Consider the following 24,204-nt stretch of genomic DNA (forward strand, 5'->3'; position numbering starts at 1 on the left):
CGCAGCACGGGCACGCCTGGAGCGTTTAGCAGTATCCTCTGGCCCGTTGGATGTTCCCTCGGCTCACGTCGGAGTTTTCCTATGCGAATGCAACCTCTTGGCCGTACCGGCCTGTTTGTTTCCGAACTTTGCCTCGGCACCATGACTTTCGGCGGCGGCACCGGCATCTGGAACCAGATTGGCGACTTGCAGCAGACCGAAGCCGAGCGCCTGATCGGCCGCGCGCTCGACGCGGGCATCAACTTCATCGACACGGCCGACGTCTATTCCCAAGGCATTTCCGAGCAGATCACGGGCCAGGCGCTGAAGAACCTCAAGGTGGTGCGCGACCAGGTCGTGGTGGCGACCAAGGTGCTCGGCGAGATGGGCGCATCGCCGAACCAGCGCGGCGCGACGCGCTATCACATCATGGAGGGCGTGAAGGCGAGCTTGCGCCGCCTGCAGCTCGATCACATCGACCTGTACCAGATCCACGGCTTCGACCCCGCCACGCCCATCGAGGAGACCGTGCGCGCGTTCGACACGCTAGTGCAGCAGGGCCACGTGCGCTACGTGGGCGTCTCGAACTGGGCCGCGTGGCAGATCGTGAAGGCGCTCGGCATCGCCCATCATCATGGGCTCGCGCGCTTTGACACACTGCAGGCGTATTACACGATCGCGGGCCGCGACCTCGAGCGCGAGATCGTGCCGATGCTCGCGAGCGAAGGGCTCGGGCTGATGGTATGGAGCCCGCTCGCGGGCGGCCTCCTGAGCGGCAAATATGGGCGCGATCGCCAGGGCGAGGCGGGCAGCCGCCGCACCACCTTCGACTTTCCGCCCGTGGAGCGCGAGCGCGCATGGGCTTGCATCGACGCGATGCGCCCGATCGCCGAGAGCAAGGGCGTTTCGGTCGCGCAGATCGCGCTCGCGTGGCTCCTGCACCAGCGCGCGGTGACGACGGTGATCGTCGGCGCGAAGCGCACCGAGCAACTGGACGACAACGTCGCGGCCACGAAGGTGAGGCTCTCCGCGCAAGAACTCGCGACTCTCGACGACGTGAGCCGCCTGCCCGCCGAATATCCGGGCTGGATGCTCGCGCGCCAGGGCGAGGCGCGGCTGGAGCAATTGCGTCAGGCGCAGCGCGAGGAGCGCTGAGGGCGCGTGAGGGCGCGGGATCGCGCGGCATGCCGCCGCGCTGCCCCACGCCCCGCGCGGCGGATTACTCCGTGGCCACCTTCAGGTGGTTTTTCACTTCGCTCACGCCCGCCACGCTTTCCACCACCTGTTTGGCGTTGTCTCTGTCCGCGGCGCTCGGCACCGTGCCTGTGAGCGACACGACGCCCTTGCGGGTCTTCACGTGAATGTGCTCGGACTTCACGTTTTTCGCGGCCAGCAACTCGGCTTTCACCTTGGTCGTGATGGTTGAGTCATCAACGTGCTGGCCGAAGCTCTCGGAGCTGGCCGGGGTCGCCGCAGAAGGCGATGTCGAAGGCGCTGTCGTGGTCGTCTGTGCGCCGGCGGCGAGCGCGAAGGTCATGCAGGCCACACCCGCAACGGTCTTGAGCATCGGAATGCGCTTCATGCGTTTCTCCTGTTCCGTTGGTATTGGCCAACTGGTGCCGCAAGGCCCATGCCGCATTGCGTCAACCTCGGTGCAACGGGCATTGCCACGTCGGCCGGCGCCACGGCCGGGGCCGCACCCGGCGCGCAATTTTTCTCCTGCGATTGTAAAAACGTCCGGGATGGGGCTCGGAGCAGGTGCCGGAATTGCGATTCGCAAGGCGCGATCCCGTTATAAAACAAGTGCTTGTAAAAGCTGGCATGGGTGTTGCGTTACTGGGGCCATTCACGTCAATCCCAAGAGAACATCAAAGCCATGGCTTCCATCGCGTTACACGCGCGTCAGCATCTCGCGCTGACGCCGCGTCTGCAGCAGGCCGTGCGCCTGTTGCAGCTATCGTCGCTCGAATTTCAGCAAGAATTGCGCGAAGCGCTCGATACCAATCCATTTCTAGAATATGTGCCGCCCGCCCAGGAAACCGGCGAAGCCGCCGAGGCTGCCGAAGGTGCGGCCGGGATTGGCGCTGCTGCGCCTGCGGCGCCCGTGGTGGCCGCCGATATGCCCGAGGGCGATCTCGATGGCGGCATGGAAAGCGCCGCCGACGGCAGCATGACGCTGGACCCCGCGAGCTATGGCGGTGAGCCGGCCGGATACGCCGACGAGGCCGGGTATGGCGAGCAGGCCTGCGCCTATGGCGAAGAAACGTCCGGCTACAGCGACGAAGGCGCGGCGTATGCCGCCGACCTGCCGCTGCCAGGCGCGACGCGCGCGCCGTCGGGCTATCGCGGCTCGGAAGACGGCGAATCCGATGCCGCCGACTGGGTGCGCGTGCCCATCTCGCTGCGCGAGCAGTTGCACGAGGCGCTGCGGCTCTCGCCGCTCGCAGACCTCGATCGCGCGGCAGTTCAGGTCGTGATCGAGGCGCTCGACGACGACGGCTACCTGCGTCAGGACCTGACCGAGCTTGCCGACGTCGAGGGTACGGAGGGCGCGCTCGACGAAGACCGCCTGCGCGTCGCACTGCGCGTCGTGCAGACGCTCGACCGGCCCGGCATCGGCGCCCGCTCGCTCGCGGAATGCCTCGCGCTGCAACTCGACGCGATGCCGGAGGACACGCCGCACCGCGCGCTGGCGCTGCGGCTCGTGACGGGCCATCTGGAGCGCCTCGCGCGCCGCGAGCACGGCGAGCTGCAACGCCAGCTGGGCTGCGATGCGCAGTCGCTGCAAGCCGCGACCGCGCTCGTACGCCGCCTCGACCCGAAGCCGGGCAATCACTATGGCCGCGCGGACGGTGGCTATGTGGTGCCGGACGTGATCGTGCGCCAGGTGCGCGGGCGCTGGGTGGTGAGCGTGAATCCGGCCATCGAGCCGCGCGCGCGCATTCACAAGCTCTATGCGGAATTGTTTGCGCGCTCGGACCAGACGAGCCGCTCGCCGCTCGCGCAGCAGTTGCAGGAAGCGCGCTGGCTGATCCGCAACGCGCACAAGCGCTGCGAGACCATCCTGCGGGTGGGCGAGTGCATCGTCGCGCGCCAGAAGGCCTTCTTCCAGTACGGCGAGATCGCGCTGCGCCCGATGCTGCTGCGCGACGTCGCCGACGAACTCGGCCTGCACGAATCGACCGTGTCGCGCGCGACCGGCAACAAATACATGGCCACGCCGCGCGGCATTTTCGAGTTCAAGCGCTTTTTCCCGCGCGAGCTGGAGACACGCACGGGTGGCACCTGTTCGGCTGCGGCCGTGCGCGCGCTCATCAAGGAGATGATCGATGCGGAGAATCCGCGCGATCCGCTTTCGGATGTCGTGCTCGCGCAGGAGCTGGAACGGCAGGGCGTGCGCGTGGCGCGCCGCACGGTCACGAAGTATCGCCAGATGATGAAGGTGCCGGCGGCCGACATGCGCCGGCAGCTTTGAGTCAAGGCTTGCGCAGGCGTTCGATCAGTGCCATCGCGGCGGCGGGGTTGCGCGCCTTGAAGCCGCTGATCACGTAAAGATACACGTCGCGTCCGGGTTGGGCCGCGAGCGGCGCGGCGAAGGTGGCGAGGTCGCCGGGGCTCTCGCCGCGCGCCCATGCGAGCGCGCGCGGCCCAGCGGTCGAGATCCACGGGCGCGTAGCCGAGCGGCTCGTCAGCGGACGTCCCCATGATGCGGGCGTAGACGAAGGGCGCGGATGCGTCGGCGATCTGTGGGTAGTCCGAATCGCCGGATACCACGATGGCGGCCCCATGCCGCCGCGCGAGGTCGACGAATTCCGGCGTGCAGAAACTCTCGTGCCGCACCTCCAGCGCGTGCCTTAGCGGCTGTCCGTCGATCTCGGCGGGCAGCAATTCGAGAAATCGTGCGTAGTCCTCCGGATCGAACGACTTGCCCGGCATGAGCTGCCAGTTGATCGGGCCGAGCTTGTTGCGCAGATTCAGCACGCCGCTCGTGAGAAAGCGCTCGATCGATGCGCCCGCTTCAGCCAGCACGCGGCGGTTCATCGCGAAGCGCGGTCCCTTCAACGAGAACACGAAATCGTCGGGCGTCTCGTCGTGCCAGCGCATGAAGCTCTCGGGGCGCTGCGAGCCGTAATAGGTGCTGTTGATTTCCAGCGAACTCAGGTGACGGCTCGCATAACCGAGTTCGAGGCGCTGCGCGAGCCCTTCGGGATAACGTGCCGCGCCACTGCGGGTAAATCCATCCACCGATGCCGATGCGAATGCGCCCGGTTTTCTCGGGCAAAACAGGGGAGCGAGCCATGGGAATTGCGCCGTGGAGTCAGGAATGGCGCAGTGTAGCGCGGTTGCAATAGCAAGGTTTCGAAAGCACCAGTACGCATGTGCAATGCGGCACTACCTCCATCACATTGCGGATTTTCAGATCGTTTTAGGCAAAGTCCGATATTTTCCTATGGGGCGTGAGGCTAATTTAGCTGTGTGTCAGACAACCTCACTTGGAATATCAGATGCAGCCTCGTCCCTCAATGGAACTGAACGACGCACAGTGGCGCAGCGTCGAACCGCTTTTCCGTGACATCCGCGCCAGCGGTCCGCGCCGCGGTCGTCCGGCGCATTGCTCGCGCGCCGTATTCGAAGCCATCCTGTGGGTGCTGTCGACGGGCTCCGTATGGTCGAAGCTGCCCGAGCGCTATCCTGACTTCCGCACCTGCCATCGCCGCTTCAAGATGTGGTTCGACGCCGGCCTCGTGCAACAGGCCATGGAGCGCCTCTACGGCGAAGAAGGCGTGTCCATGTGCGCGGCCATGAGCGCGCGCATGCAGCCGTGGCGCGCACCGGCGGGGCGCAAGGCGCCGCGCTTCCCGGTGGCGTTCACGCTGCGCTGGCCAGTGGCGCGCACCTGAGCCGCAGCCTGCAGGTTTGGCTGCGCAAGCGTCCAGCGGACTCATCATCCGCTGGACGCTTGCGTATGCAGATTGGCTCGTGACGCCGTGTTCTTGCCCGCTCGCCTGCGTGTCCGCGTGAACTCCACGTGAACGTCGGGGCACGAAGTCGTGTGATAGGGTGAACGAATCGTTCTTCACTGTGGTCGGTCAAATCCGCCCTTTGTGGGATCCGCGTTTGGTGCGCGATACTGTGAAGCTCCACGCAACGGAATCCACAGGACATGGCGCATTTCGACGTATTCAACGGCGACGCGGACGGCATCTGCGCGTTGCACCAGCTTCGCCTTTCCCGGCCGCGCGAGGCCACGCTCGTCACTGGAGCGAAGCGCGACATTGCGCTCATCAAGCGCGTGCCGGCCCATCCCGGCGACTCGCTCACGGTGCTCGACATTTCCTTCGACGCCAACCGCGCAGCGCTTTGCGCGTTGCTCGACCAGGGCGTCCACATCGAGTATTTCGATCATCACCACGCGGGCGAATTGCCGATGAACGTCAATCTCGCCGCGCACATCGACACCACCGCGCAGGTCTGCACGAGCGTGCTGGTCGACCGTCACCTGCGCGGGCAGTATCGCCGGTGGGCGATTGCGGCGGCGTTCGGCGACAACTTGCAGGCCACCGCGCACGAACTCGCGCACGAAGGCGGGCTTAACGAGGCGCAAGTCGCGCAGTTGTGCGAACTGGGCGAATCGATCAACTACAACGCCTACGGCGACAGCGCCGACGATCTGTTCATCGCGCCGGCCGCGCTCTACGGGATGCTCAAGCCCTACACCGATCCGTTCGAGTTCATTGCAGCGGAGCCGGTCGTGGCACGTCTTTCGGCATGCCGCCAGGAAGATCTCGAACGCGCGCAGCAGGTCACGCCGCTATTCATGGTGCAGTACGGCACCGTGTGCGTGCTCCCCGACGAGCCCTGGGCGCGCCGCGTGCGCGGGGTGTTCGCCAATGTCCTCGCGCTCGAGGAACCGACCTGCGCCCACGCGGTGCTGAGCGTCAACCCCGACGGCAATTACGCGGTGAGCGTGCGCGCGCCGCTCGTGCGTCCCAGCGGCGCGGACGAGTTGTGCCGGGCGTTCCCGGGCGGCAACGGCCGGGTGGGCGCGGCGGGCATCGACAGCCTCGATTCGGAACGGCTCGACCTGTTCGTCACGGGGTTCGTGCGCGTGTTCGGGCGATCGACGTCGCGCTGAGCCAAATTCCGTGCGCCGCGCGCGGCATCAGTCGCTGCCGCCCGGCAAAGGGGCGCTCGCGCGCAGCCAGCGCCAGTTGCGGATCTCGGGCATGTCGTCGCCATGCTCGTCCACGTAGCGGCGGTGCGCGGCAAGCTTGTCGTGCAGCGTTTGCCGCACATGCGCGGCGCGCTGCGCGAGCCCATCCACACGGTCGATCACGGCCTCGCACAGGTGGTAGCGGTCGAGCTTGTTCATCACCGTCATGTCGAACGGCGTGGTCGTCGTGCCTTCCTCGATAAAACCGTGCACATGGATGTTCGCGTGATTGGCGCGCCGGTAAGTCAGGCGATGGATCAGCGACGGGTAACTGTGATGCGCGAAGATCACGGGCCGGCTCGTGGTGAAGAGCGCGTTGAAGTCGGCATCGGAGAGACCGTGCGGGTGGCGGTCTGCCGGCTCCAGCGTCATCAGGTCCACCACGTTCACCACGCGCATCTTCAGATCGGGCAGCCAGCCGCGCAGCAGGTCGACCGCCGCGAGCGTCTCGAGCGTGGGCACGTCGCCGGCGCAGGCCATCACCACATCGGGCTCGCCGCCTTCGTCGTTGCTGGCCCATTGCCAGATGCCGATGCCGTCCGCGCAATGGCGGATCGCCGCGTCCATGTCGAGCCACTGCGGTTGCGGCTGCTTGCCAGCCACGACAATGTTGATGCGGTTCCACGTGCGCAGCACATGATCGGTCACGGCGAGCAGCGTGTTGGCGTCGGGCGGCAGGTAGACGCGCACGGTGTCGGCCTTCTTGTTGACCGCATAGTCGATGAAGCCCGGGTCTTGATGGCTGAAGCCGTTATGGTCCTGGCGCCACACGTGTGAGGTCAGCAGGTAATTGAGCGAGGGCAGGGGCCGCCGCCACGGAATCTCGCGGATCACCTTCAGCCACTTGGCGTGCTGGTTGAACATCGAATCGACGATGTGAATGAACGCTTCGTAGCACGACATGAAGCCGTGGCGCCCCGTGAGCAGATAGCCTTCGAGCCAGCCCTGGCAGGTGTGTTCGCTCAGGATTTCCATGACGCGGCCGTCGGCCGCGAGCTGGACGTCGTCGGGCGTGGTGTCGGCCAGCCACGTGCGCGCCGTCACGTCGAATACATCGGCCCAGCGGTTCGATGCGGTTTCGTCGGGGCCGAATATGCGGAAGTTGCGCGTGGGCAGATTCACGCGCATCACCTCGCGCAGGAACGCGCCCATCACGCGGGTGGCTTCGGCGTCCACCTGGCCCGGCGCGGGCACGTCCACCGCGTGGCGCTCGAAGGCGGGCACGCGCAGTTCGCGCACCCGGCCGCCGCCGTTCGTGCGCGGGTTCGCGCTCATGCGGCGCTCGCCGCGCGGCGCGAGCGCGGCAAGCTCGGGCGTGAGCCGGCCATGTGCGTCGAACAGTTCCTCGGGCTTGTAGCTGCGCATCCAGTCTTCGAGCAGCGCGAGATGGCCCGGCTTCGCGATGTTCGCAAGCGGCACCTGGTGCGAGCGCCATGAGCCTTCGGTCTTCAGGCCGTCGACGCTCTTCGGACCGGTCCAGCCCTTGGGCGTGCGCAGCACGATCATCGGCCAGCGGGGGCGCTCGATGTGAGCTTGCGGATCGGCTTCGGCCGCCTTGCGCGCGTGCTGCTGGATGCGCGCGATTTCGTCGAACGCGGTGTCGAAGGCCGCGGCCATCAGACCGTGCGCGACGCCGGGATCCTCGGCTTCCACGAAGATCGGCGCGTAGCCATAGCCTTTCATCAGCGCGGCGAGCTCATCGTCGCCGATGCGCGCGAGCACGGTCGGCCCGGCAATCTTGAAGCCGTTCAGATGCAGGATCGGCAGCACGGCGCCATCCGTCACCGGATTGAGGAACTTGTTGGAATGCCACGAGGTGGCGAGCGGCCCCGTTTCGGCTTCGCCGTCGCCGATTACGCACGCGGCGATCAGATCGGGATTGTCGAACACCGCGCCATAGGCATGCGACAGCGCGTAACCGAGCTCTCCGCCTTCGTGGATCGAGCCCGGGGTTTGCGGCGCAACGTGGCTCGGAATGCCGCCCGGAAAGCTGAACTGCTTGAACAGCGCGGCCATGCCTTCCGCGTCCTGCGGCACGTTCGGCCAGGTCTCGCTATAGGTGCCTTCGAGCCAGGTGTTCGCAACCACGGCCGGCCCGCCATGCCCCGGCCCCGCGATGAAGAGCAGATCGAGATCGCGCTCGTTGATGATGCGGTTCAGGTGCGTATAGAGGAAATTGAGGCCGGGCGTGGTGCCCCAGTGGCCGAGCAGGCGCGGCTTCACGTGCGCGAGTTGCAGCGGTTCGCGCAGCAGCGGATTGGCGAGCAGATAGATCTGGCCTACCGAGAGATAGTTGGCGGCGCGCCACCAGGCGTCCATGCGCTGCAACAGTTCGTCGGAAACCGGCGGACGGGAGGACGGGCGGATTGCACTCATTCGATGCTCCTGTCGGACGAAGGGAGGTAGCGTGCGGCGATCATGGTGCCACGATCGCTGGGAACGCTTCCTCCGCGTGTACGCACGCGCGGGTCGCGGTGCGTGCGTCGAGCGCCTAACATGGATGATGCGTCCCTCGTGCATCGCGCGGCAGCGTTTCCCCTGGATCTCGTGAACGCTTTCCAGGACCCGAAACGCAAGCGCTGCATGGGACCGAAGAGCGACACTGCGACACAGCGCGAGGCGGGCTTTTGTCCCCATCTGCGTAACGGCGATAAAGGACGAAAAGCACGCGAAAGCGCGGTTTTTCGATTGCGCGAGCGAACCCTGCAGCCCGCATGCAACCCGCATGCCACTCGCGCGCAACGCAACGGCGGGCAGGCCGTCGCGCACGGCCCCGGCGATCGGGGCCGCGCATGCCGGATGCCGCGCATCATGGGCCTTGCCCTGGAGGTGATGATGTACAAACAAATTCTGGTAGCCGTCGATGGCAGCCGCAGCGGACGCCGCGCCCTCGACGAGGCCGTGAAAATCGCCCAGGCGACGGGCGCCGCGGTTCAGGCGCTTTGCGTGGTGCAGCATCCGGCGCGCCTCGTCGATGTCGGCACGGGATTTGCGGAGGAGCCCACGCGCCAAAGGGCCGAGGCCGATCTCGCCACGGCCGCGCTCGAGGAGGCGAAAACCGTGTTCGCGCAGGTTGGCGTGTCGGGCACGGCGCGCGCCGCCGACGCGATGGGCGAGGACATTGCGGCGGTGATCTACCGCATCGCCGCGGAAGAGGATGCGGACCTCGTCGTGATGGGCACGCGCGGTTTGTCGGGCGTGAAGCGGCTGCTGCTCGGCAGCGTCGCAGAATCGTTCCTGCGCATGGCCGATCGCCCGGTCATGCTGGTGCGCGATGAGGAACCGAAGGCGGCCTGACACCGGTCTGACGCCGGCTTTCGCGGGCGGTGCGCGGGCGCGGCGGCGCCCGCCGCCGCGCTGGCATCCGCATCTAAAAATTGATGCGCGCCCCGGGTTCAATGTGTCCGCCTGAGGTGCAAATATCTCGAAATACGATTTCGATCAAATCTTGCACCCGTGTAGGTCACGCGGAGCCGGGCATCCCTTTTATCATTTGCAACTGGCGGCGCGACAATCCGGCTGGGTCGCCCGGCTGGTTGGAGGCACGCCCTATGTGCCGCCATTCACCTCCGCATGCAATCAGGAATCCGATTTAATTTTTTATCGGATGCATAACACGCTTTAACTACCATGCAACGCGCAGCGAATTTTCCCCTCCGGCGCGTGGATTGTATGGGTAACAAGAAGAAACACGACTGTAGCGAAACTGTACGTTTTGCTCGCTATGCTGGTTTCCACGGTGAGTCCTGAACAGGAGAGATTCGATGCTCAGTCATCACGAACTGGCGGCGCTGCTATTGATTCGCGACGCCAATGCGCCGCTTCAAACATTCGGTTCCGATTTTCTGGCGCTCGAGCGCTACCATCTCGTGGAGATGGACGAAGTCGGCGACGGCTGCGCCGCCCGCCTCACGACCCGCGGCAAGGAGTTGTTGCGGCGCCTGACGCAAGGCAGCGGGCATGATTTCGATCTCGACGCACGCTAACCGGCGGCGCGGTTTTCCAGAATCCCGATCGATTCCAATCGACTCGGATTGCGCGCGCCCTTATTTGCGCCGCTTCTTCATCAAATAGTCACGCAACACGGTCGCGTTGTTGTTTTCGGTGTTGTGCGAACTAAACAGCAGCACCACCGGCTGCGCCTTGCTCGCCTTCGCAAGCGGCGCCCACGCAGCATGGTTTGCATCGAGTTCGGCGACGTAGCGCCGCGTGAATTCGTCCCACTGTTCCGGGTCTTTGTGGAACCACTCGCGCAGTTCCGTGCTCGGCGCGACGTCCTTCGCCCAGGTCACGCCCGCGAGTTTTTCCTTGCTCATGCCGCGCGGCCATAGCCGGTCGACCAGAAAGCACGCCTGTCTGTCTTCGGGCAGCGGTTCATAGACACGCTGGGTGGTGATCGCCGGTAGGGTCATGTTGCACTTCTCCTTGTGAGGCATCTTGGCATTCGTCTGCTGGGACGGCACCGACAGCGCATCGGCAACGCGCTCGCGCAGCGCGGGCAGCACGTCGCGCGCGAACCACGGATGCCGCTGGAGCCACGGCGTATTGCGCGGCGAGGGGTGGGGCAGCGGCACGAAGCCTGGGGCATAGTCGCGCCAGGCTTCCACGGTTTCGGTGAGCGAGCCCTTGCGGCGGCTGCCGAGAAAATAACGCTGGGCATACTGGCCGACCAGCAGCGTGAGGCGCACGTCGGGCATCAGCGGGAGCAGGCGTGTGTGCCAGAGGGGAGCGCATTCGGGACGCGGCGGGTTATCGCCGCCGCCCCCGCGCCCCGGATAGCAAAAGCCCATCGGCACAATGGCGATGCGCGCGGCGTCGTAGAACGTTTCGGCGTCGATGCCCATCCATTCGCGCAGACGCTCGCCGCTCGCGTCGTCCCATGGGATACCCGAGGCATGGACCTTCGCGCCGGGCGCCTGGCCCACGATCAGGAGCCGTGCGCTCGCGCTCGCTTGCAGCACCGGACGCGGACCGAACGGCAGCGTGTCGGCGCAGATGCGGCAAGCGCGGATTTCGGTCAGCAGGCGCGGGAGCGAGCGGGTATTCGGCACGGTGGGACGGCGCTTCGACGAATTAATGTGCGGGAATTCCAGTCTATCAAAGCGCCGCTGCCTATCGTCCTTATCTCGGCGCTGACCTCGGCGCTGACCTCGGTGCTCCCCTCGTGGCCTGGGCGTGCCGGCCCGGCCGGTCGGCACGGCGGGCATGAAGGACGATGGCGGCGCACAGCGCGAGCGCCGCTGCGCGAAGGCGCGTAGACTCGCACGGAGCAGCAGTGTCAGGGACGCGCTGGCCGCACGTTCGAGCCGCGCCGGCGCGACGAGAACCGTGAACGACACCGCGAGCGCCCCGCCAGGTTTGCACGAATCACATGAATCGCACGAGTCGTGCGTCGCTTCGGGCAGGCGCGCTTCGCAAGGAGGCTTCATGAGATTGCTGGCCGTCCACCCGAGCGGGCTGATGTACACGCGCGTGTTTCTTCGGCTCGAGCCGCTGGGTCTCGAATCGGTCGCCGGCACGGCGCGCGATGCGGGACACGAGGTGCGCCTCATCGACCTGCAGGTGCAAACCCATCGCGACCTGATGCGCATGGTGCGCGACTGGCAGCCCGAGGCGCTCTGTTTCTCGGGCAACTATCTGGCGAACATTCCCGAGATCGTCGATCTTTCCAGGGCTGTGAAGGCCGCGCTGCCCGCATGCTTCGTGTTCGTGGGCGGCCACAGCGTCTCGTTCACGGCGCACGATCTGCTGCGTCACGGTGAGGGCGCCATCGACTGCATTCTGCGCGGCGAGGGCGAGGCGTCGATCAATGCGCTGCTCGAAGCCGTTGCGCAAGGCGGCGATCTGCTCGCAGTGCCGGGCGTGGTGACGCGCGAAGGATCGGGTCCGCCGCCGCGCTTCGTCGAGCAGCTCGATCCCGTGCGGCCCGCGCGCGATCTGTTGCGGCATCGGCGCAAATATTTCATCGGCACGCTCGATCCGTGCGCCTCGATCGAGTTCGCGCGCGGCTGCCCGTGGGACTGCACGTTCTGCAGCGCGTGGACCTTCTACGGGCGCAGCTACCGCACCCGCAGTCCCGAGGTCGTGGTGGAGGAACTGGCGGCGCTGCGCGAACCAGGTGTCTTTATCGTCGACGATGTGGCCTTCGTGCACGCCGAGCACGGCATGGCGATTGCCGATGGGATCCGCCGGCGCGGCATCCAGAAGCGCTACTACCTGGAGACGCGCGGCGACGTGCTCCTGCGCAACAAGGCGGTGTTCCGCGCGTGGCAGGCGATCGGCCTGAAATACATGTTCCTCGGGCTCGAAGCCATCGACGACGAGGGCCTCAAGGCGTTTCGCAAGCGCATCAGTCTGGACCGCAATTTCGAGGCGCTCGAGTTCGCGCGTTCGCTCGGCATTACGGTCGCGATCAACCTGATTGCCGACCCGGACTGGGGCCACGCCCGCTTCGAGACGATACGCCAGTGGTGCATGGAGATTCCGGAGATCGTGAACATCAGCGTGAACACGCCGTATCCGGGCACGGAGAACTGGCAACACGAGACGCGGCGCCTGACGAGCCTCGACTACCGGCTCTACGACATCCAGCATGCTGTGGTGCCAACGAAGCTGCCGCTGCCCGAGTTCTATGCGGAACTGGTGCGCACGCAACAGGTTTTGAATCGCAAGCACATGGGCTGGACCGCGTTTCGCGGCGCGGCGGGGCAGGCGATGCATCTGCTGCTGCGCGGCCAGACCAATTTCGTGCGCATGCTGTGGAAGTTCAACTCGGTGTTCGATCCGCGTCTGCAACTCGCCGATCATGCGCGCGAGGTGCGCTACGAGATGACGCCGCCGCCCGCCGCGATGGGCGAGCGCGGGGTCGACATGAAGACGGTCTACATTCACGGGCCGACCGGGCGGCGCGGCCGCAAGATCGACGACGCCACCGAGAAGTTCGTCGACGAGACCCGCATGGATTTGGGCTGAATCACGCCGCCTTGCTGGCTGGCACCCAGCCGTATTGCGCGGCCGCCTGCGCGAGCTGCTTGGCGATCGAGTTCGCGAGCTTGCCCGCGTCGGCGGCAATCGTGTCGCGCTTCGATGCGCAGGCGCCGTGCAGTCCCGCGCCCGCCGCCGCCGATGCCGCAAGGTGGCCCGCCGCCGCACCCGCGCCCGCAGTTTCCGCCATGCCGGGCATATAGCCGCTGTTCGCGCTCGTCTCGAAGGTGGCGATCGATTGCGGCGCGCCATGCGCCGGCAGGTACGACACGGCGATGGTGGCGTCCACTTCGCTCTTGCCCGCACCGAGTCCGATCAGCGCGCGGCGCCGGCGGCTGCCTGCATCGACGGTATCGATGCGGCCTTCGACCACGATGGCGTCGCGGCCCGCCGGCACGGGGCCGTCGACGCGCACCGCGGGCAGCCCCATCTTCTGCAACTGCGCGACGATGTCGTCGGCCAGCTTTTCGCGCGCCGCGAGCGCCACTTGCTGCTGTTGCTGCGCCGACGACTCGCCGCTCGACATCGTCTTGAGCCGCTGCGCCATGCCGCTGTCGAGCTTCACGAGTTCGGGCGAGATCTCGAACGCGCAGACGTAGATGACCTCGGCGTGCACTTGCGGCAGCGCAGCGGCGGCTTGCAGCGGGCTCGCAGCCGAGGCGCAGCCTGACGCGAGCAGCGAGCCCGCGAACAGCGCAGCGCCGGCGAACCGGCGGGTCTTGTTGAGGAGGGAGGGGAAGAGCGTATTCATGTCGGGTCGCCTGGATGCTGGATTCGATATCGACGGTTAATCAGGATATCGAAATATCGTGATGGGTTCGTGAGGGCTGCCTGAGCGGCTTGCCTGCATTCGCCTGATTATTCAGGTTGCAGCGCGTGTCACTCGGCACAGGCGCAAGTATGCGGGGGAGTCAGTGGGTGCGCCACGCGCAAATTATGTCGCTCGATGTCATCGGCGCGCGTCGGCGTCGTGAATCGGCAGCTTCACCACGGCTTCGAGTCCACCGCCCGCACGGTCGGTGAAGGTGAGCGAACCGCCGTGCTGCCGCGCGATGCGTTCGACGATGGCGAGCCCGAGGCCGGTGCCGCCCGCGTGGGTGCGCGCGTTGGTGCCCCGGCTGAAGGGCGCTTTGAGCCGCTCCAGTTCTTCGGCGCGGATGCCGCCGCCACGGTCGCAGATGGCCACGCAAGCGTGGCCGTCCGCCTGCCACGTGCGCACGCACAGGCCCGTGCGCCCGTAGACGACGGCGTTTTGCATCAGGTTCATCAAGAGACGCATGATGGCCACGGGCCGGAACGCGAAGCAGGGCAGCGCGCATTCCTCGAAGTCGAATTCGTGACCGAGCCCCGCGAAGTCGGCCACGAGCTGGCCCGCGAGCGCGTTGAGGTCGCCTGGCTGCGGGGCTTCGCGCTCGCCGCTGCCCGCGTAGTCCATGAACTGCTGGAGGATCGTGTCGATGTGGTCGAGATAACCCTCGGCCGCGTCTACGAGCTTGTCGTTGGTGCCGCGCGGCAGCGCCATCGCAAGTGCGAGGCGCAGTTTCGTGAGCGGTGTGCGGATGTCGTGGGACACGCCCGCGAGCATCAGCGCACGCGTCGCATCGGCCTGTTGCAGCGCGGCGGTCATCTGATTGAAGGCCTGGCTGACCTCGGCGATCTCGGTCGGGCCGTCGGTGGGCAGCGGCGCGGGCGCTTCACCGGCGCTGACATGGCGCGCCGCGTGCGCCAGATCGCCGAGGGGGCGGTTCAGATGCAACTGGATCAGCCAGCCCGTGAACGCCGCGAGCAGCGCGAGACCGATCGACAACACGATGGCCGCGGCGATGCCGCTGGCGCGCGCATCGGCGCTCATCGGCAAGGCAACCCAAATGGGCTCGCCCGCCGCGTGCATGCGTATCCAGAGGCGCTCTTCGTCTGATGATTCCCAGCGCACGGGCATGTCGGCGGGCAGGTGGCGCTGAAGCGCCGTGATGAAGACGTCGCGCTGCCACGTCTGGAAAACATGGAGCAGACTCGCGCCCGGCGGATCGAGGTTCGCCACGTGTGCGGCGGGGGCCGTGCGGTGTTCGTTCAGGCGCGCGGCGCTCGCGCGGCTTTCGGCGGGCGGCAACGCGGCGAGCGTGCTGTCGAGCAGCTTGACGTAGTCCGCGAAGATGATCGAGGCGCGCTCGATGCGCGGGCGTTGCACGAAATGCAGCAGCGCGCCGAACGAGCACAGCTGGGTGAGCGCGACGAGCGCCACCAGCAGCGCGATGTTGCGCGAGAGGAGCGAGCGTGGCAGCCAGCGCATGAACGTCGCGGGGCTCAGGACTCGACGCCGGCCACCAGCATGTAGCCGAGACCCCAGACGGTCTTGATGAAGCGCGGCTTGGCGGGATCTTCCTCGACGATCTGGCGCAGCCGCAGGATCTGCACGTCGACGCTGCGGTCGAGTGCGGCATGGTCGCGTCCGCGTGCGCGCGCGAGCAGGTTCTCGCGGCTCACGGCGCGGTTCGGCGAGGAGCCGAGCGCATGCAGCAGAAGCATCTGCGCCGAATGAATTTCGATGGGCACGCCATCGCGCAGGAGCGTTTGCTGGCCGACGTCGAAGACGAAGCTGCCGAAGCGCAGCCGCTGCGTCGTGACGGTGGGGTCGCCCGCGGCCATCTTCTGGCGGCGCAGCAACGCTTTCACGCGCGCGACGAGTTCGTCGGGCAGAAAGGGCTTGGCGAGGTAGTCGTCGGCGCCGGTTTCGAGGCCGATCACCTTGTCGGCGGCGTCGCCCTTGGCCGTGAGCATCAGGATCGGCAGTGTGTGGCCTTCCGCGCGCAGGCGGCGGCAGACGCTCAGGCCGTCCTCGGGCTCCATCATCAGATCGAGCACCAGCAGGTCGTAGGGCTCGCGCTGCAGCATGCGGTCGAGCCGCTTGCCGTCGGCGACGGCGCGCACTTCGAAGCCATGCCCGCTCAGGAAGCGCTGCAGCATGTTGCGCAGCTCGGCTTCGTCGTCGAGAACGAGAATCCGGTTTGCCTGCTCCATGGACCGCCTCCTGCGGTGGTTGCGGTGCGCCGATGTTTCGAAGCATCCGGCGTGTGGCCGGAGCGCAATGATCAGGGGTGCTACCGGACCGCGCCGGCTTCTACGATATTAGGCGAGTTGGCGCGGCCCGAACGTCGCCTCGCGAACGTTCAGGGGTGGTCCGCGCGCTTGTGCGCGGCGGGCCACACCGCGCACGTCGGCGCGAACGGGCGTTGCGCGTTAGCGCGAGGCGCGGTTGCTGATCAGGCCATCCCTCAGGTCGTTAATCAGGTCGTCAATCAGGCCCAGTGCGCGGGCACCCATACGCCGCCAGCCCAGTGAGCCGGCACCCAGATCGCGCCGCGCCGCGCGGGCGCAACGTAGACGGCGCGCGGTAGCGGGCGGGCGGCATACACGACCTTTGGCGCAGGCGGCGCGACGTAGACGACTTTGGGTGCGGGCGGCGCGACATACACGGGCTTGGGCGGCGGGGGCGCAACATACACGGTCTTGGGCGCCTGAGCGACGACGACAGTGTTCTGCGCGGGCGGCGGGGCCACGTAGACCGCGCTGGTCGTGGGCGCCGGCGCGACGACCACCGGAGCCGGTGCCACTGCAACCGCGCCCCCGCCCTGGACGACCGTAGCGCCACCGGTCACAACCGTGCCTTCCCGAACGACGGTAGACCCGCCCGACGTCGTCACTACTCCCGGCGCGACGCGGGTGGCGCTGCCCGAGTGCGTAACCGTGCCACCCGCCGTGCCGGTGTCCGTGCCCGAGCGATAGCAGGTCGAGCCCGCACAATTCGTCGAAGCGCTGTGGCTAATGCTATTGCCGTTCGCGGCCGTGATCGTGCCATTCGACGAATACTGGCCCGGCGCGGTGCGCGTCACGCTGCCCGAGGTCGATGCGCTGCGGCCGTCCTCGCCCGACATCGTGCCAGTGTGCGAGCAGGTGCCGCCGGCGCAGCTCGTGTCGCCGGCATGCTCGACCGAACGCCCGTTCGGGCCGACTGCCGTGCCGGTGTTGGAGAACTGCCCCGGCGCGGTGCGCGTGACGGTCCCGGTATTGGTGGCGAGGCCGCCCCATGGGCCGACCACGCCGCCCGCATGCGAGCAACTGCCGCCGCCGCACGAGGCATAGTGCGCGCCGTTATAGGCGCCGTGCGGCGTGTAGGCGGTGCCGTGGGCCGCCCAGCCCGCGAAAGCCGGTGCGCTGGCGAGGGCGAGGAGGGAGGCGGCGAGGAGAGAGCGGGTCAGCGATTTCATTTGGGATCCTTGCGGTTCGGTTCGGTGCACGCATCGGCGTGTCAGCGGAACGAACTATAGGGCGGTCCCTGCCGCGAGTCTCGTGCAAAACCATGTCGCGGTGTTACACCGTGCGCGCGCGACATGCGGCGACATAATTTGTGAGTGGTTCTCGGCGTCCGGCGCTTTTAAAGTGCGCTTCATCCGACGCGACACGCAGGGCAGCAGCGAGCGACGCGTCCTTTCCAACATCGCGCCATGCGCTTTCATTCGCACACTGCTTACCATGCTCTCCACAGGAAAAATTTCGTCATACGTAACGCTCCTTATCGTCGCGGCCTCGCTGATCGAGGCCGGGGTGCTTGCGTTTCGCAAACGCTGTAACGGCCAGGTCCCATTCGACTGGTCCGAAGTCTGGCTCTCGCTCGCCGATCTCGTCGGACGAAAACTGTTCGCGCTTCTGCCAGTTTCGCTCGCCGCGCCGGTGTTTCATTTCGCGTGGGCGCACCGGCTTTTCACGCTCACGATCGATAACGTCCTGCTCGTGCTGCTCATCTTCGTCGGCCAGGAATTCTGCTATTACTGCTATCACCGCGCCTCGCACCGCATGCGCTTTTTTTGGGCATCGCACGCGGTCCACCATTCGCCCAATCAACTGACGCTGTCGTCCGCGTATCGCCTCGGATGGACCAGCAAGCTCGCCGGTCCAGTCGTGTTCTTCGCGCCGCTCGTCTGGCTCGGCGTGCGCCCCGAGATTGCGGTCGCGATGCTCTCGTTCAACCTGCTTTATCAGTTCTGGCTGCACAACACCTGGATGCCGAAGCTCGGCTGGCTCGAATACGTGTTCAATACGCCTTCGGCGCATCGCGTGCATCATGCGTCCAATGTCGATTACCTCGATGCGAACTATGGCGGCGTGCTGATCGTGTTCGACCGCCTGTTCGGCACCTATGTGCCAGAGCGCGCCGACGAGCCATGCCGCTACGGGCTCGTCACGCCCACGCGCTCGCGCAATCCGTTCGTGGTCGAGTTCGAGCACTGGACGAGCCTCGCGCGTGACATCGCCGCCGCGCCCGACTGGTGGACCGCCGTGCGCCACATGATCCTGCCGCCGGGCTGGCGTGCGGATGGCACGGGCGAAACCACGGAGGCGCTGCGCAGGCGCAGCCTGGCGGCGGCGCAGCCCGAGTCGCGCCTCTGATACGCTGCTGCCGGAATGTCCAACCTAGGGTTCGGCATGAGCCGAACCCACGACTCGCAGGAACTCAACATGGAAGACTCAGTGAAGGGCAAGGCGGTGGCGGTCACCGGCGGATTCGGCAGCCTTGGCATGGCGAGCGCGCAATATCTCGCGGCGCGCGGCGCGCGCGTGGCGCTGATCGGTCGGGGCGCGGCGCCCGGCGATGACGCCTGGCCCGCGGCGCTGGCCCAGGCGGTGCGCATCGGCGGCATCGACCTCGTCGACGCGGCGGCGGCGAAGCAGGCGCTGGAGACGGCAAGCCAGGCGCTGGGCGGTCTCGATGCGCTCGTCAACATCGCGGGTGCGTTCCGCTGGGAGACGATCGCCGATGGCGACGTGCGCACGTGGGACCTGATGTTCGATCTGAACGTGAAGACGGCGCTCAATGCGTCGAAGGCGGCCCTGCCGCATCTGCTCGCGCGGGGTGCTGGACGCATCGTGAACATCGGTGCGGGCGCGGGGCGCAAGGCCGGGCTCGGCACGGGCGCCTACGCGGCATCGAAGGCGGGTGTGGCGCGGCTTACCGAGGCGCTGGCCGAGGAACTCAAGGACCAGCGCGTGACCGTCAATGCGATTTTGCCGAGCATCATCGACACGCCGCAAAACCGCGCCGAGATGCCCGACGCCGATTTCACGCGCTGGGTGCAGCCCGATGAAATCGCGGCGGTGATTGCGTTTCTGCTTTCCCCGGGCGCCAGCGCGGTGACGGGCGCGGAGATTGCCGTGAATGGGCGGGTATGACGGGGTTCGCACTGGGTGACGCGGGGCTAGTGCCGGCCGCCGTGTCCACCGCCGCCTTGCCAGGTGCCGCCGCCGTGCCAGCCTCCACCACCGCCGTGCCAGCCACCGCCGCCTCCGTGCCAGCCTCCACCGTGCCAACCGCCGCCATGCCAGCCACCGTGCCAGCCGTGGTACGGGTAGCAGCATCCGCCCCAGTAGGCGAAGCCAAAGCTAGGCCCGTAGTAGTAAGCGGGGTAGCCGCCATAGGGGTAACCGTAAGCGTAGGGATAAGAGTAGCCATAGCCATATGTGGAATCGTAATAGCCGGGATACCCGGGGTAAGGCGCGACGCATCCTGCAAGCGTCGCAGCCATCGCCAATGCGAAAATGAGCCGGAACACAGTGGTCTCCTGACGATCGGGGCCGGAGCAAAACTGCACGCCCTGATTTCATGCAAGGCCTCGATACTGCTTTGACACCCGATTGCGGACGGGGATCAAGAGCAATTGTGTCCTCAGATTACCGCAGCACGCCTGACATCGCTCAAATGAGATTTGGCGCGCCCGTGGCGAGTGGGGCATGGCGGTCGCGCAGCCCTCCTGCGACGACCACTCGTCAGGAAGACGAAAGAGTGTTCGTGCGGCCGAAAGCGAGCCGATCGAGCACCCATACGGCCACGATCGTCGCGCCCATCAGCGGAAAGATCACGCCGAGCATGGCGAGACCGGCCCTCCAGGCACGCATGGGCGGCGCGGCGCGCTCGCGCGAAGGCGCGCCGAGTCCACCGGCCGTGCGTGACGAGTTGGCCGGGCGGGCAGGGCGACGCAGCCACCACATGACGAAGCCAGTGACGGCAAGCGCCGCGAGCCCGAGCGAGATCGCCGCGCAAATCAACTGGTTCGCAAGGCCGAAGTAGCGGCCCATATGCAGCGACGTGCCATACGCAACAGCCTGCGAGACCACGCCGTAATCGCCGTAGCCGATGTCCTTGAGCACCTTGCCGCTGTACTGGTCGATATAAACCGTGCGCTCCTCTTGCGGGTCCGCGGGAAAGTACGAAACGACGTAGACACCCGTTGCCGTGGCGGGCAGCGCGACGTCGTAACCGCTCTGCACGCCGAGCTTACGCATTTGCGCGATCACCTGGTCGAGCGTCCAACGCGAGACGGGCTGCGTGCGCGCGCCGGGCGACTGCGGCACCGGGACCGCGCCCACGGCCCATGGCACGTTGGGCAGCGGCAGGTCGTCCATCACCATGCCAGGCATCGACGCCATGTCGTGGCCCGCGTGATCGGCGTGGCTGCCGGGCGCTGCATGCGCCGTGCTTCGCGCCGCATTTTGCCCACCCTGCAGCGTCGATTGCAACGGCAGGCCCCCACCCCATGCGCCGCGCGGCGCACCGAGACTTGCGCGGGTTGCGAGCGCCTTGAACTGTTTGCCCCACGAGCCCGTCCACGGCAGGCCGCTCACGACGAACAAGAGCGCGCCCACCGCAAGCCAGATGCCGATGGTGCTGTGCACGCTCTTCCAGAACGGCCGGCCCGTTGCGCCGAAGCGCGGCCACAGCGCCGCGCGTATCGTTGCCAAACCGGTGCCCCCACCCGACGCGGTGTTCGACGTTTCCCCTGCGGCCCCCAGCGCGCGCGACTGCCGTGGCCACCAAAGCGCGACGCCGGTGACGATCATCACGAGCGTCCAGCAAGCGGCCAGTTCCATCAGCAGTTCGCCAGTTTTGCCGAGCAGCAGCTTGCGGTGCAGCATGCGGTCCATCTGCATGAAGCGGCTTTCCACGTCGAGCGAGCCGAGCACTTCGCCGCTGTACGGGTTCACATAGACGCTCTCCTTGACGCCGCCGGCGCGCGCGAAAACAAACTCCGCGCTGCGTGCGGGATTCGCTTCGACATGCGCGCGCAACATGCGCGCGCCCGGCGGCATCGCGTCTCGCGCACGCGCGAGCAAGGCATCGGCGGGCAGGCGCGGCGTCGCGGCGGGCGCGACCACGAGCCGGTGCGGATACAGCAGCGGCTCGATCTGCGGCTGGAAGCAATAGATCGTGCCGGTGATAGCGAGCACGATCAGAAACGGCATGACGAACAGGCCGGCATAGAAATGCCAGCGCCATAGCGTGCGATACCCTGGATGAACGGCGCCGGCAGTACGGGCGACGCGCGTGGCGGAGGCAGGCAGCGTGGCGGACATCGGGTGCTCCTTGTGGTCCGGTGGTGCGTCGCCATGGGCGCAGCGTTGGACCAGCAGTGATGGTGATTGAAGCCGCGAGTGCGGCAATGGCGATTGCATGCGTTCGCTCACAGCCCGAGCTTCGCCCCGACGTAATATGTGCGGCCCGGATACGGGTGATAGACGAAGTAGCGCGCGTCGAACAGGTTGTCGATGCCCACGCCAATCTCGCTCTTCTTCGTGGGCCGGAACGTGTATTTGATGTCGGCGACCGTGTACGTGCTCGTGCCGCCGAACACGTTCGGGTTGGTGTCGGCGTTGGTGAGCGTGTTGTACTGGCGGCCAGAATAGCGGGCTGCGAGCGTGAACGCGCTCTTCGCATCGAAGCGGTAAGTCGCGATGAGATTCGCGCGCCAAAGCGGAATCCGGTAGAAGTACTTGCCCACGCTCGCCGGGTTCTGCGCGTTTTCGAGAATCTTCGACTGCGTGTACGCCACGTTTGCAGCAAGGTCGAGGCCTTGCCAGATCACGTCCTGCCCCTGATAGCTCGTCTCCACGCCGCGCGAGCGTACCTTGCCGATGTTCTGGAAGCTCGTCACGTTCGGAATCACCATGGTGTCGGTCTGGCTGAAGATCGTGTTCTTTACGTCATCCTGAAAGATCGTGAAACGCCATAGGCCATTCCAGTGTGCCCATTCGGCGGTGAGTTCCTTCGAGAGATCGTCCTCGGGGCGCAGGTTCGGATTGTTATTGACAATGGACGAGCCGTTGACCTGCCCCTGGAACAGTTCGCTCACGGTAGGGAAGCGATACGCGCGTGCAATGGAGGCGCGCAGCGTGAGGTCGTCGGTGACGTCCAACGACAGCGAGGCCTTCGGCGAGACGTGATGATCGCCTGCGTCCGGATAGGGTGCGCTCGATGCACCGAGCGCTTGATGGCCGTCATAGGCGCGCCAATCTTCGTAGCGCGCGCCAACGACGAGCTTCCAGCGCGGCATGAGGCGCCACGCGTCTTGCGTGTAGAACGCTTGCGTGCCGGTCTTGCCCGCGAACGCGTTGGCGAAGCTGCTCGCGCCGCCATCGCGCCAGGCGAGCGTGTTCCAGGTCTGGTTGTCGGTGAAATAGTTGTCGTAGTGGTAGCCGAAGCTGAGCCAGTGTGCCGCGAGGCCCGCATCGGGCCGCCTGGGCGTCCATGTTGCCTTGAGGTCGAGCGTCTTCCAACCGGTCCCGTCGCCGAGCGTCATCGTACCAGGGCCGTCGCCGGCGCCGCCGGCATTGGCGTTGCGCGCGACGCTATTGCTCACGTCGTAGTACGAAGCAATGGCCTCGGCGTTCCAGCCGCTCGCCTGATGTGTGCGCAGCGAGACGCCATAGAGCCAGTTTTCGCTCGCGCCGCGGCTGGGCGCGAGCGCTGCCGCCGGGATGTTGTACTCGTAGCCGTCTATCGAAACCTTGCCGCTGTACACCGGGTTGCCGTTGGCGTCGTAGAGGAAGGTCGAGGTCTGGCTGTCGTAGGTGCGGTGCCAGTAGCCGAGCGTCACGCCGCCCCGCACGGTGGGCGTGAAGTCGTATTGCATGCGCAGCTTGAGCTGCTCCTGGACCGTGTGCTCGATGCCTTCTCCGCTCACGCCCAGCACTGCCGTGGGCACGTTGGTCTGGTTGTTGTAGAAGTCCGCGCCGTGCACGGGAATGGCGCCGGGCTTCGCGGGTGTTTTCGACTGCGCGAGCGTGGCGAACTGCAGCGGCTGGCTCGTGTTCTCGAGGTGATTGACGCCGAGCAGGTACGAGAACTTGCCGATCGTGTCGCCCACCGAGGCGCTCATCTCGCTGCCGTTGAAATTCTGGTTCACGCGGTAGAGGCTGAAGTGTTGCGTGAACGCCTTGACGTCGGCGGTGGCTTCGAACTGCTTCGGCATGCGCGTCGTGATCAGCACCGTGGCGCCGAGCGAGTTGCCTGCGTAGAGCGCCGAATAGGGTCCGTAGATCACGTCCACCTGCTGGATCTGGTCGGGAAACACCATCGACCAGCGCGGCGGGAAAGCGTAGCCGTTGCCGAGCAAATTCGACACCAGCAGGCCATCGGCATAGACGAGGCCGCGCGCGCTTTGCGTATTGCTCGTACCACGCACGGCGATGATCGAATTGAGGTCGCCGATGAAGCGCTTGCGCACCGCGAGGTTCGGCATGTACTTGAGCACGTCCTCGGTGTTGACGACGCTCCAGTGGCCGAACTGCTGCGGCGTGACAGTCTCCAGTGTGGCCGGCAGGTTTGGATCGACGGCGGGCGTAGCGGCGGCGCTCGTGCTGCTGCTCGTGGCGCTCACGGTGACGGTGGGCAACGTGGCTTCGTCCGTGGCCGCGAACGATGCAGCAGGCGCGAGCGATGCAAGCAACGATAGCGGCACGAGACCAGACGGTGGCTTGAAACGTGGCTTGAAATACGACTTGAACCAGGGTTTGACGGGCGTGCGAGGGCGCGCATGCAGGTGCGTGCGAATGCGCGCGCCGCGCGGAGCGGGCGTGAACATAACGAAGTTTCCCAAATGCGATGAACGTGCGGCCACGTGAGCGCTACGCCTTTCGCCGCGAGCGGGATGGCGCGTGCTGCGCGTATCGAAGCGCGCGTTTGAACGCACACACGGCGA

At 66.4% G+C, this 24,204-nt stretch carries 19 protein-coding genes and 2 pseudogenes; 9 read left to right on the plus strand and 12 right to left on the minus strand.

Going from position 1 to position 24,204, the window contains the following annotated elements:
* The first annotated feature begins 81 nt into the window (after positions 1 to 81).
* Entirely contained in the window at positions 82 to 1,134 is a 1,053-nt protein-coding gene (locus tag P5W98_RS15020; protein ID WP_421025503.1) for an aldo/keto reductase, read from the plus strand.
* Positions 1,135 to 1,198: 64 nt separating this feature from the next.
* Here P5W98_RS15020 and P5W98_RS15025 read toward each other — a convergent pair whose 3' ends face one another.
* Positions 1,199 to 1,561, minus strand: coding sequence for a BON domain-containing protein (locus P5W98_RS15025; protein ID WP_421025502.1), 363 nt, complete (start codon positions 1,559 to 1,561; stop codon positions 1,199 to 1,201).
* Positions 1,562 to 1,855: 294 nt separating this feature from the next.
* Between P5W98_RS15025 and P5W98_RS15030 the strand changes: the two genes are divergently transcribed.
* Positions 1,856 to 3,454, plus strand: coding sequence for an RNA polymerase factor sigma-54 (locus P5W98_RS15030; RefSeq protein ID WP_421025501.1), 1,599 nt, complete (start codon positions 1,856 to 1,858; stop codon positions 3,452 to 3,454).
* A gap of 1 nt (position 3,455) precedes the next feature.
* On the opposite strand, the pseudogene P5W98_RS15035 reads toward P5W98_RS15030, so the two are convergent.
* Positions 3,456 to 4,279, minus strand: a pseudogene (locus P5W98_RS15035) (DUF72 domain-containing protein).
* 223 nt (positions 4,280 to 4,502) lie between these two features.
* On the opposite strand from P5W98_RS15035, the gene P5W98_RS15040 reads away from it, so the two are divergent.
* Both P5W98_RS15040 and P5W98_RS15045 read left to right on the plus strand, forming a co-directional pair.
* Positions 4,503 to 4,880, plus strand: a complete 378-nt coding sequence (locus P5W98_RS15040; protein ID WP_421025500.1) for a transposase — start codon at positions 4,503 to 4,505, stop codon at positions 4,878 to 4,880.
* A gap of 263 nt (positions 4,881 to 5,143) precedes the next feature.
* Positions 5,144 to 6,115 (plus strand): acetyltransferase, encoded by a 972-nt coding sequence (locus P5W98_RS15045; protein ID WP_421025499.1) that lies wholly within the window; start codon positions 5,144 to 5,146, stop codon positions 6,113 to 6,115.
* A gap of 27 nt (positions 6,116 to 6,142) precedes the next feature.
* On the opposite strand, the gene P5W98_RS15050 is transcribed toward P5W98_RS15045, so the two are convergent.
* Positions 6,143 to 8,569: a phosphoketolase family protein gene (locus tag P5W98_RS15050; protein WP_421025498.1), complete on the minus strand. Its 2,427-nt coding sequence runs from the start codon at positions 8,567 to 8,569 to the stop codon at positions 6,143 to 6,145.
* Positions 8,570 to 8,881: 312 nt separating this feature from the next.
* Here P5W98_RS15050 and P5W98_RS15055 point away from each other — a divergent pair, with 312 nt between their 5' ends.
* On the plus strand, positions 8,882 to 9,490 hold the full coding sequence (locus P5W98_RS15055; protein WP_421042685.1) for a universal stress protein: 609 nt from the start codon (positions 8,882 to 8,884) through the stop codon (positions 9,488 to 9,490).
* A gap of 467 nt (positions 9,491 to 9,957) precedes the next feature.
* Entirely contained in the window at positions 9,958 to 10,179 is a 222-nt protein-coding gene (locus P5W98_RS15060) for a hypothetical protein (RefSeq protein WP_421025496.1), read from the plus strand.
* A gap of 60 nt (positions 10,180 to 10,239) precedes the next feature.
* Here P5W98_RS15060 and P5W98_RS15065 read toward each other — a convergent pair whose 3' ends face one another.
* Together P5W98_RS15065 and P5W98_RS15070 are read right to left on the minus strand one after the other, a co-directional pair.
* Positions 10,240 to 10,629: a DUF488 domain-containing protein gene (locus P5W98_RS15065; RefSeq protein WP_421042731.1), complete on the minus strand. Its 390-nt coding sequence runs from the start codon at positions 10,627 to 10,629 to the stop codon at positions 10,240 to 10,242.
* Positions 10,630 to 11,244 (minus strand): annotated as a pseudogene (locus P5W98_RS15070) (uracil-DNA glycosylase family protein); the annotation flags it as partial.
* Between the two features lie 376 nt (positions 11,245 to 11,620).
* Between P5W98_RS15070 and hpnR the strand changes: the two are divergent.
* Positions 11,621 to 13,165 (plus strand): hopanoid C-3 methylase HpnR, encoded by a 1,545-nt coding sequence (gene hpnR, locus P5W98_RS15075; RefSeq protein ID WP_421025495.1) that lies wholly within the window; start codon positions 11,621 to 11,623, stop codon positions 13,163 to 13,165.
* A gap of 1 nt (position 13,166) precedes the next feature.
* Here the strand turns inward: hpnR and P5W98_RS15080 are convergent, their stop codons facing one another.
* From P5W98_RS15080 to P5W98_RS15095, 4 genes are all read right to left on the minus strand, one after another.
* Positions 13,167 to 13,928 (minus strand): DUF4410 domain-containing protein, encoded by a 762-nt coding sequence (locus P5W98_RS15080; protein ID WP_421025494.1) that lies wholly within the window; start codon positions 13,926 to 13,928, stop codon positions 13,167 to 13,169.
* A 198-nt stretch (positions 13,929 to 14,126) separates the two neighbouring features.
* A complete protein-coding gene (locus P5W98_RS15085; protein WP_421025493.1) occupies positions 14,127 to 15,467 on the minus strand; it encodes an ATP-binding protein in 1,341 nt (446 codons plus the stop codon).
* 14 nt (positions 15,468 to 15,481) lie between these two features.
* A complete protein-coding gene (locus tag P5W98_RS15090) occupies positions 15,482 to 16,195 on the minus strand; it encodes a response regulator (protein ID WP_213302789.1) in 714 nt (237 codons plus the stop codon).
* 278 nt (positions 16,196 to 16,473) lie between these two features.
* A complete protein-coding gene (locus P5W98_RS15095) occupies positions 16,474 to 17,442 on the minus strand; it encodes a hypothetical protein (protein WP_421025492.1) in 969 nt (322 codons plus the stop codon).
* Between the two features lie 265 nt (positions 17,443 to 17,707).
* On the opposite strand from P5W98_RS15095, the gene P5W98_RS15100 reads away from it, so the two are divergent.
* Both P5W98_RS15100 and P5W98_RS15105 read left to right on the plus strand, forming a co-directional pair.
* A complete protein-coding gene (locus P5W98_RS15100) occupies positions 17,708 to 18,622 on the plus strand; it encodes a sterol desaturase family protein (RefSeq protein ID WP_421027007.1) in 915 nt (304 codons plus the stop codon).
* A gap of 69 nt (positions 18,623 to 18,691) precedes the next feature.
* A complete protein-coding gene (locus P5W98_RS15105) occupies positions 18,692 to 19,402 on the plus strand; it encodes an SDR family NAD(P)-dependent oxidoreductase (protein WP_421025491.1) in 711 nt (236 codons plus the stop codon).
* 26 nt (positions 19,403 to 19,428) lie between these two features.
* Here P5W98_RS15105 and P5W98_RS15110 read toward each other — a convergent pair whose 3' ends face one another.
* The 3 genes from P5W98_RS15110 to P5W98_RS15120 all read right to left on the minus strand — a co-directional run bounded on the left by P5W98_RS15110 (position 19,429) and on the right by P5W98_RS15120 (position 24,087).
* Positions 19,429 to 19,782 carry a hypothetical protein gene (locus P5W98_RS15110; protein ID WP_421025490.1) on the minus strand — a complete coding sequence of 118 codons (354 nt, stop codon included), beginning with the start codon at positions 19,780 to 19,782 and terminating at the stop codon, positions 19,429 to 19,431.
* A gap of 214 nt (positions 19,783 to 19,996) precedes the next feature.
* Complete coding sequence (locus P5W98_RS15115) at positions 19,997 to 21,580, minus strand: PepSY-associated TM helix domain-containing protein (protein WP_421025489.1); 1,584 nt, start codon at positions 21,578 to 21,580, stop codon at positions 19,997 to 19,999.
* A gap of 107 nt (positions 21,581 to 21,687) precedes the next feature.
* Positions 21,688 to 24,087 (minus strand): TonB-dependent receptor, encoded by a 2,400-nt coding sequence (locus tag P5W98_RS15120; RefSeq protein ID WP_421025488.1) that lies wholly within the window; start codon positions 24,085 to 24,087, stop codon positions 21,688 to 21,690.
* Positions 24,088 to 24,204 lie beyond the last annotated feature (117 nt).

Origin of the sequence: Paraburkholderia sp. A1BS-2L (assembly GCF_051125205.1) — a bacterium.
Classification (GTDB): Bacteria; Pseudomonadota; Gammaproteobacteria; order Burkholderiales; family Burkholderiaceae; genus Paraburkholderia.

What these genes read in the sequence shown, in the direction of transcription:
- P5W98_RS15020 (WP_421025503.1), top strand. Translation starts at nt 82, where the DNA reads ATGCGAATGCAACCTCTTGGCCGTACCGGCCTGTTTGTTTCCGAACTT.
- P5W98_RS15025 (WP_421025502.1), bottom strand. Translation starts at nt 1,561, where the DNA reads ATGAAGCGCATTCCGATGCTCAAGACCGTTGCGGGTGTGGCCTGCATG.
- P5W98_RS15030 (WP_421025501.1), top strand. Translation starts at nt 1,856, where the DNA reads ATGGCTTCCATCGCGTTACACGCGCGTCAGCATCTCGCGCTGACGCCG.
- P5W98_RS15040 (WP_421025500.1), top strand. Translation starts at nt 4,503, where the DNA reads ATGGAACTGAACGACGCACAGTGGCGCAGCGTCGAACCGCTTTTCCGT.
- P5W98_RS15045 (WP_421025499.1), top strand. Translation starts at nt 5,144, where the DNA reads ATGGCGCATTTCGACGTATTCAACGGCGACGCGGACGGCATCTGCGCG.
- P5W98_RS15050 (WP_421025498.1), bottom strand. Translation starts at nt 8,569, where the DNA reads ATGAGTGCAATCCGCCCGTCCTCCCGTCCGCCGGTTTCCGACGAACTG.
- P5W98_RS15060 (WP_421025496.1), top strand. Translation starts at nt 9,958, where the DNA reads ATGCTCAGTCATCACGAACTGGCGGCGCTGCTATTGATTCGCGACGCC.
- P5W98_RS15065 (WP_421042731.1), bottom strand. Translation starts at nt 10,629, where the DNA reads ATGCCTCACAAGGAGAAGTGCAACATGACCCTACCGGCGATCACCACC.
- hpnR (WP_421025495.1), top strand. Translation starts at nt 11,621, where the DNA reads ATGAGATTGCTGGCCGTCCACCCGAGCGGGCTGATGTACACGCGCGTG.
- P5W98_RS15080 (WP_421025494.1), bottom strand. Translation starts at nt 13,928, where the DNA reads ATGAATACGCTCTTCCCCTCCCTCCTCAACAAGACCCGCCGGTTCGCC.
- P5W98_RS15085 (WP_421025493.1), bottom strand. Translation starts at nt 15,467, where the DNA reads ATGCGCTGGCTGCCACGCTCGCTCCTCTCGCGCAACATCGCGCTGCTG.
- P5W98_RS15090 (WP_213302789.1), bottom strand. Translation starts at nt 16,195, where the DNA reads ATGGAGCAGGCAAACCGGATTCTCGTTCTCGACGACGAAGCCGAGCTG.
- P5W98_RS15095 (WP_421025492.1), bottom strand. Translation starts at nt 17,442, where the DNA reads ATGAAATCGCTGACCCGCTCTCTCCTCGCCGCCTCCCTCCTCGCCCTC.
- P5W98_RS15100 (WP_421027007.1), top strand. Translation starts at nt 17,708, where the DNA reads ATGCTCTCCACAGGAAAAATTTCGTCATACGTAACGCTCCTTATCGTC.
- P5W98_RS15105 (WP_421025491.1), top strand. Translation starts at nt 18,692, where the DNA reads ATGGAAGACTCAGTGAAGGGCAAGGCGGTGGCGGTCACCGGCGGATTC.
- P5W98_RS15115 (WP_421025489.1), bottom strand. Translation starts at nt 21,580, where the DNA reads ATGTCCGCCACGCTGCCTGCCTCCGCCACGCGCGTCGCCCGTACTGCC.
- P5W98_RS15120 (WP_421025488.1), bottom strand. Translation starts at nt 24,087, where the DNA reads ATGTTCACGCCCGCTCCGCGCGGCGCGCGCATTCGCACGCACCTGCAT.